The following is a 16,902-nucleotide window of genomic DNA, read 5'->3' as shown; positions in this document are numbered from 1 at the left end:
TCTGCGCTAAACCTTTGTGGCTCGGTTGGGGGTGCCCCGTTCTGCATCCCGCACCCGTTTACCGCGCCAAACCAAACGGATCGGCGTGCCCGCAAAACCGAGATCCTGACGAAATTGCTTCTCGATATAGCGGCGGTAGCTATCGTTAAACCGTTTGGGGTCATTAACAAACAGAGAAATTGTCGGCGGCTGACTGCGCACCTGGGTGCCATAGTAAATCCGGCCCTGTTTTCCTTGGCGACTGGTGGGGGGAGAATGCCAGGAAACCGCTTCTTGGATCACCTCATTAATCACGGCGGTAGAAACGCGGCGACGGTGAGATTCGGCGGCTTGATCAACTAAATCCAGGATTTTATTCACCCGCTGACCAGTCTGGGCGCTAATGAAGAGCATTTCGGCCCATTCCATGAAAAATAGACGCGCTTGCAACTCTTTGCGGTATTGGTTGATTGTGTAGGTATCCTTCTCGACAGCATCCCACTTGTTGGCAACGATGATCACCGCCCGGCCTTCGTCAATGATCCGACCCGCTAGTTTGAGATCCTGTTCGGTCACCCCATCTAAAACATCAATCACAAAAAGTACTACATCCGCCCGACGAATCGCTTTAAAGGCACGGTTAATGCTAAAAAATTCGGCCCCATAATCCACGTTTTTTTTCCGGCGGATGCCAGCGGTATCAATGAGACGATATTGTTGGCCGTTGCGTTCGATGATTGTGTCAATGGCATCGCGAGTCGTCCCAGAAATCGGACTGACGATCGCCCGTTGTTCTCCGGTGAGGGCATTGAGCAGACTCGATTTACCGACGTTGGGGCGGCCAATGATCGCGACGTTAATGGTGGTATCTTCTTCGACATCGGTGATCGTGGGGAGGTATTCGATCACTTTGTCTAAAAGATCGCCGGTGCCACTGCCATGGATCGCCGAGATGGGGAAAGGTTCTTCCATGCCCAGCTCCCAAAATTCAGCTGCTTGGGTATAGCCCTGTTCGAGGGATTCGCATTTGTTCACGGCCAGGACAACAGGGACATTTTGTTGGCGCAACCAGTCGGCAATTTCTTGGTCGGCGGCATTTAATCCGGCTTGGCCATCCACCACAAAAAGGGCCACGGCTGCTTCGGCAAGGGCAATCGCCGCTTGTTCGCGGATTAAAGGTAAAAATTCTTCGTGGTCATCGAAAACAATCCCGCCCGTATCGACAATCTGAAAATTGCGGTCTTGCCAAAAACCAGGCCGATAGGTGCGATCGCGGGTAATGCCGGGCTGGTCATGGACGATCGCCTGTTGATCGCCAGCAATGCGGTTGACGAGGGTAGATTTGCCCACGTTGGGACGACCGATCACGGCAATAATGGGGAGTTTCATAGGGACTCTGCTTGAATCAGGGGAAAAAGACTGGATAATGACGGGGGGACTCGCTAAGCTTTAGTACAAGCGGTCTGTTTTGCTTCAAAAAATTATGATATAAACGCCAACATCAAAACTCAGAATATTTAATCATACCAATTTTTAAGGCGATCGCCCCGATTCCGGCTCCTCTTTTCCTATTCTTTATCCTGTAATTTTTCCCATGGTTTCCCACAATGAACTGCCTGAGGTGATTAAACCTCTCTTGATGTACAGTGGCTCGAAATTTGCCTACGAAGTGAATCGTCTGCGGTTACCCAATGGGGCCGTTGGTGATTATGGGGCGATCCGTCATCCGGGGGGCGCGTTGGTGGTGCCTGTGACCAATGAGGGTCAGTTGGTGGTGGTACGGCAATATCGCTTTGCCCTCCAAGGGCGGATTATCGAATTTCCGGCGGGAACGATTGAAACCGAGGAAGACCCCCTCAGCACGGTGCAACGGGAACTACCAGAGGAAGCGGGTTATGGGGCAAAAAATTGGCGATCGCTGGGGAAATTCCCCCTTTGCCCAGGCTATTCTGACGAGTGGATCTATGCTTTTTTGGCGACGGATTTAGAAAAATTAGCCACTCCTCCAGCCCAGGACGTCGACGAGGATATTGAGGTGCTTTTGTTGAGTCCAGAGGAGTTGGAAGCGAAAATCCATAATGGCGATCGCCTCGATGCCAAAACCATTGCCAGTTACTATCTCGCTAAACCTTTCTTGACCCACTAAATACCGCGTTAGTCCAACGAAAAATTGAGCTAAACTGCTACTGAGATGACAAAATTTCCCTGAGCACAGACTAAAATCGGGAAAATCCCAGGATTTGGAGGCAAATGATGCAGCTAGGCGCACTTTTAAAACAGGTATCGGCCATTGAATCCCTGCCGGATCACCCGATGCTCCAGCAGGTCGTCAAAGGATTGGCGAGCAACTCCCAAGCCGTAATGCCTGGGGATCTGTTCATTGGTTTGCCCGGTACCCGCGTCGATGGGGGCGAGTTTTGGCAAGGGGCTATCGAAGCTGGGGCGATCGCCGCTGTGGTCAGTCCAAAGGCCCTCGAAAAATTTCCCGCGACCAAGGGCGAATGCGTCATTCCCGTTGCTGACCCTGTGATCGCCTGTGCTGAAATTGCCAACCTTTTCTACGAAAAACCCACTGCAAGTTTAAAACTGGTTGGGGTGACGGGGACGAACGGCAAAACCACCACCAGCCACTTAATTGAATATTTCCTCCAAGCCGCCCAACAGCCCACGGCCCTCATCGGTACCCTCTACACCCGCTGGCCCGGCTACGAAAAAATTGCCACCCACACGACTCCCTTCGCCATCGATCTCCAGAAAAACTTTGCGGCAGCCCTCGAAGCGGGCAATACCCACGCGGTGATGGAAGTGAGTTCCCATGCGCTGCACCAAAATCGCGTTAAGGGTTGTCAATTTGATGTGGCCGTTTTCACCAATCTCACCCAGGATCACCTGGATTACCACCCGACGATGGAGGACTATTTCCAGGCGAAAGCCCTGCTTTTTAACGAGGAATATTGCCACGGCAGGGCAGTGGTGAATTTGGATAATCCCTATGGCGATCGCCTCGCCCACAAACTCGGTGAAAAAGCCTGGGGTTATAGCCTCCAAGATGCCGCAGCGGATCTTTACATGGATCGCCTGATCTACACCGCGACGGGAGTTCAAGGTCGCCTAAAAACGCCCATGGGCACGGTAGAATTCACGTCGCCCCTAGTCGGTCAGTTTAATCTCGAAAATGTGATGGCCGCCGTCGGTGCAGGTCTGGCCTTGGGTTTGGATTTAAACCAGATGATTACCTGTTTGCCCCAATTCCAAGGGGTGCCGGGGCGCATGGAACGGGTGATCGTGGCTGAGGATCAAGACATTAGCGTCATCGTTGACTATGCCCACACCCCCGACAGTTTAGAAAATCTCCTGAAAGCCTCCCGGCCTTTTATCGCGAAAAAAATGATCTGTGTGTTTGGTTGCGGTGGCGATCGCGATCGCACCAAAAGACCTTTGATGGGAAAAATCGCCGCGACGCAATCAGATTGGGCTGTGGTGACCTCCGATAATCCGCGCACGGAAGACCCCAAGCAAATTTTGGCCGATGTGGTGAAAGGGATTCCCGAAAATATTCAGTTTCTCGTGGAAGCAGACCGGGCCACGGCAATTCAACGGGCCATTTTAGAGGCCCAACCGGGGGACGGGGTTCTCATCGCTGGTAAAGGCCATGAAGACTATCAAATTCTGGGCACCGAAAAAATTCACTTCGATGACCGAGAGGAAGCCCGCAAAGCCCTCGGCGATCGCCACCCCAAAACCCCCTAACGCTACAATCAACATAAATTTTTCTATAAATTTCTCTGCCTGAGTCTAGTAAAAAAACTGCCCCCATGAGTGATCTGGTTCTCGATGTCCGTCAACTGCAGGTGGCCTTCACCAGCGAAAATCAAACCAATCTCGCGGTTGATCAAATTAGCTTTCAGCTTAAACGGGGCCAGACCCTCGGCATCGTGGGGGAATCCGGCTCCGGCAAATCGGTCACATCCCTTGCACTGATGGGGCTGATCCAAAAACCAGGCCGCGTCACCGGGGGCGAAATTTTCTTTAAGGCGACCCCAGACACAGAACCCCTCGATCTCCAAAGTTTGCCCGAATGGGAGCGGCGTACCTATCGCGGTGGCGAGATTGCAATGATTTTCCAGGAACCCATGAGTTCCCTTAATCCCGTTTATAACGTGGAGTTTCAGCTTACCGAAGCAATTTTATTGCACCAAAATGTCACCCCAGCCCAGGCCCGCCAACAGGCGATCGCCCGACTCCAGGAAGTGCAATTGCCCGCCGAGGTGATGAAACGCTATCCCCATGAATTGTCCGGGGGCCAACTGCAACGGGTGATGATTGCCATGGCGATCGCCTCTAATCCGACGCTATTAATTGCGGACGAACCCACCACCGCCCTCGATGTGACTGTGCAAGCGACGATTTTGCAACTGTTGCGGGATCTTTGTCAGGCCCGGCAAATGTCTCTAATTTTTATCACCCACGATTTGGGGGTGATTGCGGAACTTGTTGACGAAGTGGCGGTAATGTACCGGGGGAAAATTGTTGAGCAAGGCCCCATCGAACGGATTTTCAAAGCGCCCCAACATCCTTATACCAAAGGGTTACTGGCCTGTCGGCCCCGCCTTGATCAAAAATTAGTCCTGCTGCCGACCGTCGCCGACTATATGAGTGTTGAAACCGATCCCGACACCCAAACCGTCGTGATCCAAGAGCGACAGCCGGATCTAAATTTACTGGCAGAAGTCTCCCTAGAAGCCGATAAAAAGCGCCTCGAAGCCCTAATTAAACAAAAACCGCTCCTATCTGTGCAAAAGCTCCAGGTGGGTTATCCAAGCCGTAATTTTCTTTTGACGGGGCAACGGTATTTCATGGCCGTTAATAATGTTTCCTTTGATCTCTATCCGGGGGAAACCCTCGGTCTAGTGGGCGAATCCGGGTGCGGTAAATCCACCCTTGCCCGGGCCATTTTGCGACTGATTCAACCCCTCAGTGGCGACATTTGGTTTCGGGGCGAAAATATTGCCCAACTCCCAGCCCGGAGTAAGCGCCTCCGACAACTGCGCCGGGAGATGCAAATTGTCTTCCAAAATCCTTACAATTCCCTCAATCCCCGCATGACCATTGGCCGGGCGATCGCCGAACCGTTAATCATTCACAATATCAAGCGAGACAAGAAAAAACGCCTTGAGCGAGTGCAATATCTGTTAGAGCGGGTAGGTCTCAATCCTCAATGGGTAAACCGCTATCCCCACGAACTGTCGGGCGGCCAACGGCAACGGGTTTGTATTGCGCGGGCCTTGGCCATTGAACCCCAATTTATTATCTGCGACGAATCCGTATCGGCCCTAGATGTCTCTGTCCAGGCCCAAGTGTTAAATCTGCTGAAGGAACTCCAAGCGGAATTTCAACTGACCTATATTTTTATTTCCCACGACCTCAGCGTTGTGAAATTTATGGGCGATCGCATCATCGTGATGAACAAAGGCAAAATCGAGGAAGTGGGTACGGCTGACCAAATTTACCGCAATCCCCAACAGGACTACACCAAACAACTCATCGCCGCAATTCCCCAAGGCCTCTAAAAAATATCCTCCCTGGAGGGAGGTGGTGCAGGCAAAGGGTGCAATTCTCCCCTTGAGGGGAGTTAGAGGGGTGCCTCCATTAAGGGGAGTTAGAGGGGCGTCCCTTAAGGAAAGTGCCGCAGGCGCAGGGTGTTTACCCGTAGTTGTTATAACTATCTACCGCATTGGGATCCACATCCCGCTTAGAACCCAGCAAATCTAGACGATTAACCCGAATTACTGGCTTAGACGATTCGTGGCCATTGCGATTCGTGAAAGTCTCAATCTTTAAAGTGCCTTGGATGCCGAGCAGACTGCCTTTTTTCACATAATTAGCGGCGATTTCTGCTGTTTTTCCCCAAATCTCTAAATTAAACCAATCCGGCTGATCCGTCCGGCTGGTAGGACGATTTACCGCTAAAGTCAAATTACACAGCACACTACCCGACTCGAAATAGCGCACTTCCGGATCCCCACCGGCCCGGCCCACAAGATTTACGAGGTTAATGGTCATCGTTGACTTTCCATACAACTGTTCTGCTTTATTGTGCCACAAGTTCTGATGGCAATTTGTTGTGAAGTTTTGTAAGGTGTGAGTGATTTACCTACTCAATCATCAAGGCGAACCCCTATGTTGGCGTTATACCAATTTGAACTATCCCAGTTTTCGGAAAAAGTCCGCTTAATCCTCGATTACAAGGGTTTAGAGTACAAAAAAATCGAAGTGACCCCCGGTATCGGTCAACTGGATGTATATAAAATGTCGGGTCAGCGTCAAGTGCCTGTCCTCAAAGATGGCGATACGGTAATCAGTGACTCCACAGAAATTGCTTTTTACCTTGACCGCAAATATCCCGAAAAACCGATTATTCCTACCGCTCCAGTGCAACGGGCCCAATGTTTGATCATGGAAGAATGGGCCGATGAGTCCATTGGCTTGAAAGGTCGAAAAGCCTTCATTGGTGCCCTCAACCAAAACCCTAACTTCCGCACCTCCATTGTGCCGAAGCAGGTGCCTGATCTCTTTAAAAATCTTCTGGGGGCTGTGCCAGGGGATGTTTTAGATTTCTTTGGGGCGGGCGTTGGTCTTGGTGGTGACGCGGTAAAAGAAGCCCAGCGGGGTCTGAGGCAGGATCTCGAAGCGTTAACCTTGCTTGTCCAGCAACAACCCTATTTAATCGGCGACCAGCCAACTTTGGCGGATTTTTCCGTGGCCGCCCTGAGTATTTTGCTCAAATTTCCTGAGGGGAACTATTTTGATATCCCTGACTACCTCAAAGGTAAGGGCATTCCGGGCTTGGGGGATAATGCGGAATATGCGCCGTTTTTTGAGTGGCGCGATCGCCTTTATCGCGAGTTCCGCCAAGAAACAGGGAGTAATCGTGAGTCAAAGACCGAAGATGGCGCGCCCACAACCATTGAAATCGATTAATTGATTGTTCTTATAAAGAAAAAAAGCCCCCAAGTTTTATGTAAGCCTGGGGGTTAAATTAGTGTCAGAAACTAGGACGTTTTCTGAAGCAGATAGTTTTTAAAGCAATTCTTGGATATCTTTGGCGATCGCCTCCGGTGTTGCCGTGGGTGCATAGCGTTTTACCACTTGACCCTGACGGTTAATAAGGAATTTTGTGAAGTTCCATTTCACATTTTTTGTCCCCAAAATACCGGGCGCTTCCTTGGTTAAATATTGATATAACGGGTGGGCATTGCTGCCATTAACATCAATTTTTTGAAACATCGGAAAAGAAACCCCAAACGTAGTTTCACAAAATGATTGAATTTGCGATTCGTTGCCGGGTTCTTGTTGGCCAAACTGGTTACAGGGGAAGCCGAGGACGACTAAACCTTTGCCGCCATATTGTTCATGGAGCGCCTGCAAACCTTTGTATTGGGGGGTGAATCCGCATTGGCTGGCTGTATTGACAATCAATAAAACCTGATCTTTATAGGTACTAAGATCGACCGATGTGCCATCGATGGCCGTGGCCGAAAAATCATAAATAGAAGTAGGCGTTTGTGTCGTCATAAACTCGAAAAAATATTTGTAGAAGCTGTTTGAAACAATCTCGCAAGCATTATATTCATTATTTCAGCAGAGTGTAAATGAGTCTTAGAGATAAGATCTCTGCATAATTTTTGCCGCTACTCTCCCCATAATGCTTGAACAGCAGCAATAGTATAACAAAGACCAACAAGACTGGGGGCGATGTCTTAAGAACCGATGGTTTGTTGCTTTGATCAGTTGAGTTTAAATAGGCGCGTTTTGTTTTGTCAGAGGCAGAACAGCCTTTGCCGCTTAGGGACGAGATTTTTTCTTCGTTATAATGTTTTTTCTGAATACCTCCCAATAGAAGTTAAGAAATACGCTTGAGATCTATGCAATATCGTCGCTTTGGTCGCACCGAACTGCAAATGCCTGTTTTTTCCTGTGGCGGGATGCGCTATCAGTTTAAGTGGCAGGATCAAGACCCCGCGAAAATTCCTGCTGACAACCAAAAAAATCTAGCGGCAACGATTCGGCGATCGCTTGAGCTGGGCATTAACCACATCGAAACGGCGCGTGGGTACGGCACGTCAGAAATGCAACTTGGGTGGGTCTTATCGCAATTTAAACGAGAAGATCTCATTATCCAAACAAAGGTTTCCCCAAAGGCTGATCCCCAGGCATTTCGGCGCGAAATTGAAAAATCCCTCAATTATTTGCAACTGGATTATGTGGATTTATTTGGTATCCACGGCATTAATAACGAGGAAATATTTAAGTTCACCTTTGAACGGGGTTGTTTAGAAGTCGCCCAGGAATTGCAGCGGGCGGGACGGATTCGTCACATTGGTTTTTCGACCCATGGTTCGACGGATTTGATTGTGAAAACCATCGAAACGGGGGCGATGGATTATGTGAATCTGCACTGGTATTGGATTAATCAGGACAATTGGCGGGCCATCGAAGCAGCAACGCAGCAGGATATGGGGGTATTTATCATTAGCCCATCAGATAAGGGGGGACATCTTTACAATCCACCCCAAAAGCTAGTCGATCTCTGCAGGCCGTTGCATCCAATGGTGTTTAACGATTTATTTTGTTTGTCCCATCCCCAGATCCATACTTTGAGTGTGGGGGCGGCGCGTCCGTCAGATTTTGATCAGCACCTAGAAACCCTCCCTCTGCTGGGGCGGGCCGATGAAATTTTGCCAGATATTCTCGCGCGACTGGAAAATCAGGCGATCGCCTCCCTGGGAGAAGATTGGGCCAAGACCTGGCAAGTGGGCCTGCCGACCTACGACCAAACCCCGCACCAGATTAATATCCCCGTCATTCTCTGGCTCAGAAATTTGGCGATCGCCTACGACATGATTGAATACGGCAAAGCCCGCTACAACCTGATGGGCAACGGCGGCCACTGGTTTCCTGGCCAAAAAGCCGACCGCTTAACGGAGGTAGATCTACGCAACGTATTACGCCTTAGTCCCCACCGCAAACACATTCTCCAGTACCTCCAGGAAGCCGATAATTTATTGGGAGGAGCAGCGGTGCAACGGTTATCGACGAGCTAAGTTTTATCCTGAGAAAATGGCTTAAGGCACCTGTAGGGTAACAAAGCGATTTTCCGGCACAAAACTATGGTACTCACCATCATCGGCCAAAATTGCCACTAAATTGAGCGTATAGTCCGGTTTAATCTGCAGTACATCCCACGGCACAGACAATTCTAAACATTCTCGGTAAGCCATTTTGGCATGGGCACCCCGGGGCCGCCACTGGCCATAATCACTGGCTTCTTCAAACCAGATAGATTGGGTTAAGAGATTAATGCCGATGTGGTGCCGGAAGAGATAATTTAGGGGAGCCTGGTCGGGCATACTGGCGATGGGAGCCGGGCTAATGGCGCAGTTTACCCCTGGATAGAACCAAAGGAGATGGAGTTCTGCCGGGAGTTCCTCGCCCCATTTGATGCCCCGCTTGAGGTCAAAGCGCAAATAAAAATTAAGATGATCCCAACCGTAAAAGAGTCGTTGTAGAGCGCTGCTTTGGTGCATAGTTCCCCGGGCACCGCCAATTTCGATGCAACCGGCTTTATCCCAATCCTGTTCGTCGCCGATACCATCAATGATCGGGTGAATAAAGCTTTCGGGGAGGTGCTCCCGGTGGCGGGTGTGGTCTTCAATGGGTTGGAGCACTTCCGGCGGAATCGGTTCGTTTAGGGCTTTGTAGATCCCAGCGACGTGTTCCCGAAAGAGTTGGTCAAACATGGCGTCTTGGTTAGAGGAGTGACCTTCCCCAAACCACCAGAACCAGTCTGAGCCTTCGGCCGCATAGAGGGATTCCCAGGCTTCGGGGTTGGTAATTTCTGTCGCTTCAGGATGGGTGGCCAGCAGGTGGCGGGCTTTGGTGAGCATATCCCAGGCGCGATTTTTGGCGGGGTCCCCAATCCAGGTGGTAAAACTCCCATCAACCCAGGAACCACTATGGAGTTTGTGGCTAGGAATGGTTTCGGTGGGGGGAAATTGCTCGATAAATTCGGAGACTGTGACGAGTTCGAGTTGGCGATTGGCGCTCAGTTTTTCGTAGAGGGAGGTCAGGAAAGGGATGCCGTCTTTTTCGTAGAATTCCCAGCAGTTTTCACCATCGAGGGCGATGGTTACGAGGTGTGGTTCTTGGAGGGCAGTTTGGCCTTCTTTTTGGTGGTGTCGCAAACTGCGGGCGATCGCCTCTAGGTGACCAACCAGATCGCAGGCGGCCTGTTCTGAGTCCATACCACTGTAGGTAAAGCCCACCAGATCCGACAAACGGTGATCCCGGAAGACAATGGCGAGATCCCCATGGTCTGTTTCGAGGCGATAGGGGCGATACATTTTTTCCGGTTCGTAGACATTGCCCACTTCGTCCCGATGGAAGAAATGTTTCAGGCTCCAACCCAACACTGCTTCATCGGAACAGATCCACTTAAAGCCAGCGGCGGCGATGGGGTTAAGCACTTCCGGGCTGACAGATTGCTCCGATGGCCACAGACCCCGTACTTCTCGGCCAAAACGTTCCCGGTACATTTCCTTGGCGCGGTTGAGGTGGCGGGGAATATCTTCTGACCACTGGAAGCGTTCCTGGGGAAGTTCCATCTTGGGGACGGCGACGCGGCCAGAATTGGTATCTGCGAGCAGGGGCAAAATCGGGTGGGTGTAGGGGGTGGTGGTCACTTCCAGTTGCCCATTGTCCTGCATCTGTTTGTGTTTGGGGATAATCCGCTTAATAATTTCCCGTTGTTTGGAATAAATGCGTTGGCGATCGCCTAAAGTAAAGCCGCGATCTTTTTCGAGCCAGGCAGCGATCTCCGGGTCATCCCAGAAGAGGGGATCAATCCAGGCTAAATTATGCCAAGCCAAGAGATCACTAAATTTTTGTTCGTCCCAATTTTCCAGACACCAGGCTTTGCCTTTGTCCTGGCGCTCGGTGTACAGCTCCCGGTAGCGGGGATGGGGATCGACTAAGGTGCGGTGGTTGCCATCAAAGAAATGCTCCAGGATGTACCATTTTTGGTCACTATTGAGGTCGGTGACGGGGGTGAGGGCCAGCTTTAGATAGGGGTCAAGGGCCTTGCCTTCGGCATAATCTTCCAACTGCATCATCAAGGAAGGTACCAAATTCACAGTTTGGTGGAGGCGCGGATATTTTTCGAGCAGCAAAATCAAATCTAGGTAATCTTTAGTGCCGTGGAGCCGCACCCAGGGGAGATGATATTGACCGTCCGGTGCTTTGTAGAGGGGTTGATGCTGATGCCAAATAAACGCGATGTAGAGGGGATAAGACATATAAATGGAAATATTTTGCCGCTGTGGAGTCTCCAAAAGCCTTGGGTAAGCTTGGCTTTCTCTTTAAATCATAGCGATCGCCTTTCCGTTCTTCCGGGCAGCCTTAACGAATTGCAAGGATGCGATGGGGCTGTGACATTTAGCAATTAGCGTGATTGACTTTGATTAGTCTGATTTTCAGTGACTTGACGGGCCAGGTAAGCCACGGCAAAATCGCCATTGTTGTGGGCCGCTAGTTTTTCCCCTAGGTCGAAAACGTCGGTGGCGAGGGTCGGCCCAAGTTTCTGGATCAAGGCCTGTCGTTCGCTGATGTTGTGCTGTTGTTCCCGGACTTTGTGCTGCCATTCGGCGGTAAAAATATATTCGAGGCTAGTGTGGAGTTGGAGTTTTTCTAAAATTTCCCATTCTTGGCGATCGCACCAGAAGCCATTACATTCGGGGCAACGCTCCAAGTAAAAAGGTTGGTCAACGGGGATTTTTACCCGCGATAAATAGCGGCGGCATTCGGGACAGAGGGCCGCTTTATTGTCTGTTTCACCGGGGATCACGGTTTCTGGGAGGGACAGTTGGGTATTGAGGCGCTGTGGTTTTCGTTGGCTATTTTGCCAGGTTTGGTAGCGATCGCCAGGGAGCCAATCTCCTTCACATTTTTCACAATGACAACTGGTCAGCTCCCCAGATAGAAGCTGATCCCCAAGCTCAACATCGCGACATTTAGGACATTGCACAGTTTAATGACTCCCACAGTTTTTCCTCGTTTTATCCTACGCCGAAGCCAATCCCGCCACAACTACGGCCCAGAAATTTGGCGCTAACTTTTCTATAATCACCAAACAGAAACAATAGACGGGACAAAAATTCATGCAGCGGTTATCGGTGGTGGTCGTCCATGGCAGTTTTAGTGACAGTTACCAGCAGGAATTTCAAACTCTGATGACCCAGGTGAAAGCCCAGGTAGATCATCCGGTGCTTGGGGCCTATTTAGAATGTAGCGAGGTGCCCCTAACGACGGCGATCGCCCAGTTCCTCCGGGATCACGCCCCAGAACCCGCTGAAGTACAAATTCTGCCTCTATTCCTCTTGCCCGGTGTCCATGTCCGGGAAGATCTCCCAGAGGCGATCGCCCAACTGCAGTCCCAATTTCCCCAAGTAAAGTTTCAACAACTCGATTACCTCGGTAAAGATGCCCGCCTTGCCCCGTTCCTAGAGCGACAGTTTGCCGAAAATTCTACGGCCGAACGTATTTTGATCGCCCATGGTAGCCGTCGCACTGGCGCGAATCCCGAAATCGAAAAGCTCGCCCAGGCCCTCAACGCCAGTACCGCCTACTGGGCCACAGAACCCTCTTTAGACCAAAAACTTGCACAGCTCCAAGAGACGACCGCAACAACGATTCACTTGGTTCCCTATTTTCTTTTTTCTGGCAAAATCCCAAAGGCGATCGCCGCCCAGATGAAAACCTTCGCTCAGGCCAATCCCACCATGACAATTCAGCTTGGTCAACCCTTTGGCACTGATCCCCAATGTGCAGTGGCGATCGCCCAGATTCTCCGGGGCGACCCCTAAAAAAATAGTGAAATGCAGGGTGAAATATTGCTGTTCTTTACGGATTTATAAGAAAAATTCACGCCAATGGCATGATATGTATGGTTAGTTGCCCTGGCTGACTGGTGCCGTTGGCAACGCAAATTTAAATAAACAAAGATAAGCACATTTACTTACAGCCTTGATAAATTCTTGCCTGTAGGTCTGCCTTCACAGTTAAATAGGTGGAGATAGATTTATTTACGTTATTGCTGTATTGAGGAAAAACATGAATAAAATTCTGGGGATCGACCCACTCAAAAAATTTATTTTCGGGATTAGCGCATTCGTTTTACTATTTTGGCAACTCAATGTCGGCGCTGCCAATGCCACCGCCCTCCGGGAAGTAGACCGCACCGTCAACCTCAATGAAACCGAAACGGTCGTCCTCAGTGACCAGCAGGTTGCCAAAGGAGAGCGGATCTTTATCAACACCTGTTCCACCTGCCACAACAGCGGCCGGACAAAGAGCAACCCCAACGTAACCCTTTCTCTAGTGGATCTAGAAGGGGCAGAACCCCGCCGCGATAATATCCTGGCCATGGTGGACTATCTCAAAAATCCCACCTCCTACGATGGTGAATTAGACCTATCTCAGTTACACCCCAATACCGTCCGTGCCGACATCTGGAGTAGCATGCGTAACCTCAACGAAGAGGATCTGCAAAATGTTTCCGGTTATGTCCTCGTTCAAGCCCAGGTGCGTGGTGTTGCTTGGGGTGGTGGTAAAACCGTTAACTAAAACACGATTGATCGACTTTATTTAAATCGTCTTTTTTATCTAAAATTCGCAAAATGAAGTACCGAAGACAACCATAATGAGGTTGTCTTTTTTATTGTCTCTAAAAGTGTTCATTGACTTTTGCAATAAAAAACTCCCCAGACCGGGGAGCCATAGATCATGTTTTATTGCGTATTTGAGGAAAATCCCAAGGAGCAACGAGATGAACCTAAAGGGTCAGACTGTGCGTGTTATTTTCAATCAAGTCAGCTAGATCCTTAAGGAATGCTGCCGCATCGGCACCATAAATAATGCGGTGGTCGCAAGTGATATTGACGGTCATTTGCTTTTTCACACCAAATAAACCGTCGGGCGTCGCAACGACTTTAGGCTGAGCCCCCCCAATCGCGAGGATTGAACCTTGGCCGGGGGGTAAAATCGCATCAAAACTGCTGACCCCAAACATGCCTAGGTTAGAGAGGGTAAAGGTGCCAGTGCTGTACTCATCGGGCTGCAGTTGCTTGAGGCGCGCCCGGTCTACCAAATCTTTCCACTTGCGGGAAAGGGAATAGATATCCATTTGATCGGCATTTTGCAGCACAGGGGTAATCAGGCCGCCATCGGGCATCGCAACGGCCACCGCCACATTAATACCACTGCTGTATTGGATCGCATTATCCCCAAAGCTGGCATTAACCACTGGATGTTTCTGGAGAGTCACAGCCACGGCCTTCGCCAATAGACCTGTCATGGTGACGCCCTTACTCTTAATTTGCTTGTAGAGGGCATCTAGGGCGTCGGTCGTGATGTCATAGGACACATGGAAGGTGGGTACATTCAGGCTGGCATTCATATTCCGCACAACCGCCTGTTGCAACGTATTCAGCGGGACAACTTCACCAGGAGTAACGGCGACGGGAGCTGGCGCTGGGGCGGCAGGCTTACTGGTTGTCGGCGCTGGAGTTGATACGGCAGCAGGGGCAATAGTAGGTGCTTTCCCAGCGGCTTTTTCGACATCTTCGGCGACAATTCGACCGTGGGGGCCAGAACCAGGCACTGTTTTAAGATCAACGCCAAATTCTTTGGCGAGTTTTTTCGCCCTCGGAGAAGCAATAATTCTGCCATCGTTGACCACTGGTGCGGGGGTCGGGGTTGCAGGTGTAGGCACAGGGGCTGCCACAACGGGAGCCGGTTCTGGACTAGGTGCAGCAGGGGCGGGTGCAGGCGCAGGATTAGCGGCAGGAGCACTACTCCCCCCTTTCAGAGTCGTGGCTTTTTGTTTGGCTTCTGGAATTTCTGCTTCGGTTTCAGCAATAAGGGCGATCGCCGAACCCACTGGTGCTTCTTCCCCCGCATCAACGATAATCGCTGCGAGAAACCCTTCATTAAAAGACTCAACGTCCATATCGGCTTTGTCAGATTCCACCACGACAACGGTTTCACCTTTAGCGACTTTATCCCCCGGGGACTTAGTCCAAGAGACGATTTTACCTTCGGTCATCGTAGAACTGAGGGCGGGCATGAAAATATCGTGAATCATGGAGGAATCTTCTTTTAAAACAACGGTGTGGACAAACTTTACAATCGTTGTCGATTTTAACCCATTGGGGGAAGCTGGGCTGAGGAATTTGCCATCAAGGAATCAAGGTCTGTGAGGACTTCTTGGCTATGGATCGCGGGATTTACTCCTAGATAAATTTTGCGCAAAATCCCTTCTGGATCAATGAGGTAGGTATGGCGCAGGGAATAGCCTGTCAAGTAGGAACCGTACTGTTTACTCACATCCCCGGTACTATCGGCCAGGAGGGGAAACTTTAAGCCTTCGGCATCACAAAAAGCTTCGTGGGAATCGACATCGTCAACACTGACCCCTAGCACCTGCACATTACGTTCTAGGTATTTAGGGAGATCCTGTTGGAAACGGCGAGCTTCGAGGGTACAGCCAGGAGTGAAATCCTGAGGATAGAAGTAAAGTACGACCCATTGGCCCCGGTAGTCTTGGAGGGAGAATTCTTGAATTTCCCCCTCGCCGTCATTGCCCAAAAGCGTGAATTCTGGGGCGAGCTGGTTAAGTTCGGGTTGGGGGCCACCCAGGGCGATCGCCGCCTCACCGGGGAACCACATAAAGGCGATCGCCACCACAGTAATGAGAATCGTCCGAAAAAATTGCAACATGGAATTTCAAGCTGGTTTTGATACAAGATAATGTTGTAGCAAATCAAGGCAAATCTAACAGCGAGTCACCATGGCAGACATTAAAATTGGCATCATCGGCGGTAGCGGTCTCTACAAAATGGACGCCCTCCAAGACATCGAAGAAATTACCGTTGAAACCCCCTTTGGTGCCCCTAGCGATCGCCTCATCAGCGGCACCCTCGACGGCACCCCCGTTGTCTTCCTCCCCCGCCATGGCCGCCATCACCATCTCCTCCCCACAGAGCTTCCGTTTCAAGCGAATATCTACGCCCTCAAATCCCTCGGCGTTGAATACATTATTTCTGCCTCGGCTGTGGGTTCTCTCCAGGGTCATATCAAACCTGTAGACATGGTCATTCCCGATCAATTTATTGACCGCACCCGTCACCGCACTGACACATTTTTTGGAGACGGGATCGTCGCCCATATTGCCTTTGGTGATCCTATTTGTCCTCAGTTGGCGAAGATCCTCGGTGATGCAGTGGCATCCTTAAACTTAGAAGGCGTTGATCTCCATCAGGGCGGCACCTATGTTTGCATGGAAGGCCCGGCCTTTTCTACCAAAGCCGAATCCAATCTCTACCGCAGTTGGGACGCCAGCATCATTGGCATGACCAACCTCCAGGAAGCAAAACTGGCCCGGGAAGCAGAAATCGCCTATGCAACCCTCGCCCTCGTGACCGATTACGACTGTTGGCACCCCGACCATGACAGTGTCACCGTTGAAATGGTCATTGGCAATCTCCACAAAAATGCCACCAATGCCCAAAAAGTGATCCGGGCTGTCGTCGAAAAACTAGCGGCAAATCCTCCCCAGTCCGCTGCCCATGATGCCCTTAAATATGCGATTCTCACTCCCCTCGACCAAGTCCCAGCTAGCACCAAGGAGAAACTGGCTTTATTGCTCAACAAATACTTGTAAATCAGTCCAAAATTAGCACTCTCCTCTAGAAACTGCTAAATATTGCAAAAAGTTTGCAGATAACCCTTTTAGGGGGGATTTTCCTTAAACTAGATCAGTAACAGTCCCTATACCTCAACCATAGGGACGAGCGCTCTCCCTCCCAC

Annotated in this window: 15 protein-coding genes; 8 read left to right on the top strand and 7 right to left on the bottom strand. The window is 50.4% G+C overall.

Features of this window, described 5'->3' with window-relative positions; all coding sequences use genetic code 11:
- Nucleotides 1–6: 6 nt before the first annotated feature.
- On the bottom strand, nt 7–1,368 hold the full coding sequence (gene der, locus AWQ22_RS00675; protein ID WP_012305762.1) for a ribosome biogenesis GTPase Der: 1,362 nt from the start codon (nt 1,366–1,368) through the stop codon (nt 7–9).
- A gap of 205 nt (nt 1,369–1,573) precedes the next feature.
- On the opposite strand from der, the gene AWQ22_RS00670 reads away from it, so the two are divergent.
- From AWQ22_RS00670 to AWQ22_RS00660, 3 genes are all read left to right on the top strand, one after another.
- Nucleotides 1,574–2,125 (top strand): NUDIX hydrolase, encoded by a 552-nt coding sequence (locus AWQ22_RS00670; protein ID WP_065709871.1) that lies wholly within the window; start codon nt 1,574–1,576, stop codon nt 2,123–2,125.
- Nucleotides 2,126–2,229: 104 nt separating this feature from the next.
- Entirely contained in the window at nt 2,230–3,729 is a 1,500-nt protein-coding gene (locus AWQ22_RS00665; RefSeq protein ID WP_232321415.1) for a UDP-N-acetylmuramoyl-L-alanyl-D-glutamate--2,6-diaminopimelate ligase, read from the top strand.
- A gap of 65 nt (nt 3,730–3,794) precedes the next feature.
- Complete coding sequence (locus tag AWQ22_RS00660; protein WP_065709869.1) at nt 3,795–5,549, top strand: ABC transporter ATP-binding protein; 1,755 nt, start codon at nt 3,795–3,797, stop codon at nt 5,547–5,549.
- Nucleotides 5,550–5,682: 133 nt separating this feature from the next.
- Here AWQ22_RS00660 and AWQ22_RS00655 read toward each other — a convergent pair whose 3' ends face one another.
- Nucleotides 5,683–6,042, bottom strand: coding sequence for a single-stranded DNA-binding protein (locus AWQ22_RS00655; protein ID WP_030006734.1), 360 nt, complete (start codon nt 6,040–6,042; stop codon nt 5,683–5,685).
- Nucleotides 6,043–6,159: 117 nt separating this feature from the next.
- Between AWQ22_RS00655 and AWQ22_RS00650 the strand changes: the two genes are divergently transcribed.
- Complete coding sequence (locus tag AWQ22_RS00650) at nt 6,160–6,960, top strand: glutathione S-transferase family protein (RefSeq protein ID WP_065709868.1); 801 nt, start codon at nt 6,160–6,162, stop codon at nt 6,958–6,960.
- A gap of 99 nt (nt 6,961–7,059) precedes the next feature.
- Here AWQ22_RS00650 and AWQ22_RS00645 read toward each other — a convergent pair whose 3' ends face one another.
- Entirely contained in the window at nt 7,060–7,554 is a 495-nt protein-coding gene (locus AWQ22_RS00645) for a glutathione peroxidase (RefSeq protein WP_030006736.1), read from the bottom strand.
- Between the two features lie 350 nt (nt 7,555–7,904).
- Between AWQ22_RS00645 and AWQ22_RS00640 the strand changes: the two genes are divergently transcribed.
- A complete protein-coding gene (locus AWQ22_RS00640) occupies nt 7,905–9,083 on the top strand; it encodes an aldo/keto reductase (RefSeq protein ID WP_065709867.1) in 1,179 nt (392 codons plus the stop codon).
- A 21-nt stretch (nt 9,084–9,104) separates the two neighbouring features.
- Here AWQ22_RS00640 and AWQ22_RS00635 read toward each other — a convergent pair whose 3' ends face one another.
- Together AWQ22_RS00635 and AWQ22_RS00630 are read right to left on the bottom strand one after the other, a co-directional pair.
- The gene (locus tag AWQ22_RS00635) at nt 9,105–11,333 is read right to left on the bottom strand and encodes a glycoside hydrolase (protein ID WP_065709866.1); all 2,229 of its coding nucleotides are present in this window, start codon (nt 11,331–11,333) and stop codon (nt 9,105–9,107) included.
- Between the two features lie 146 nt (nt 11,334–11,479).
- On the bottom strand, nt 11,480–12,061 hold the full coding sequence (locus AWQ22_RS00630; RefSeq protein ID WP_012305753.1) for a zf-TFIIB domain-containing protein: 582 nt from the start codon (nt 12,059–12,061) through the stop codon (nt 11,480–11,482).
- A 133-nt stretch (nt 12,062–12,194) separates the two neighbouring features.
- Here AWQ22_RS00630 and AWQ22_RS00625 point away from each other — a divergent pair, with 133 nt between their 5' ends.
- Nucleotides 12,195–12,899 (top strand): sirohydrochlorin chelatase, encoded by a 705-nt coding sequence (locus AWQ22_RS00625; RefSeq protein WP_065709865.1) that lies wholly within the window; start codon nt 12,195–12,197, stop codon nt 12,897–12,899.
- 247 nt (nt 12,900–13,146) lie between these two features.
- Nucleotides 13,147–13,659: a photosystem II cytochrome c-550 gene (psbV, locus tag AWQ22_RS00620; RefSeq protein ID WP_012305751.1), complete on the top strand. Its 513-nt coding sequence runs from the start codon at nt 13,147–13,149 to the stop codon at nt 13,657–13,659.
- Nucleotides 13,660–13,867: 208 nt separating this feature from the next.
- On the opposite strand, the gene AWQ22_RS00615 is transcribed toward psbV, so the two are convergent.
- Complete coding sequence (locus tag AWQ22_RS00615) at nt 13,868–15,178, bottom strand: dihydrolipoamide acetyltransferase family protein (RefSeq protein ID WP_065709864.1); 1,311 nt, start codon at nt 15,176–15,178, stop codon at nt 13,868–13,870.
- A 56-nt stretch (nt 15,179–15,234) separates the two neighbouring features.
- Nucleotides 15,235–15,813 (bottom strand): peroxiredoxin, encoded by a 579-nt coding sequence (locus AWQ22_RS00610; protein WP_030006741.1) that lies wholly within the window; start codon nt 15,811–15,813, stop codon nt 15,235–15,237.
- Between the two features lie 70 nt (nt 15,814–15,883).
- On the opposite strand from AWQ22_RS00610, the gene AWQ22_RS00605 reads away from it, so the two are divergent.
- Nucleotides 15,884–16,756: an S-methyl-5'-thioadenosine phosphorylase gene (locus AWQ22_RS00605; RefSeq protein WP_062431704.1), complete on the top strand. Its 873-nt coding sequence runs from the start codon at nt 15,884–15,886 to the stop codon at nt 16,754–16,756.
- Nucleotides 16,757–16,902: the final 146 nt, after the last annotated feature.

This window comes from Picosynechococcus sp. PCC 7117 (assembly GCF_001693275.1).
Lineage (GTDB): Bacteria > Cyanobacteriota > Cyanobacteriia > Cyanobacteriales > MRBY01 > MRBY01.
Note: the sequence above shows the minus strand (reverse complement) of the source record. Positions and strands in the feature narration are given on the sequence as shown.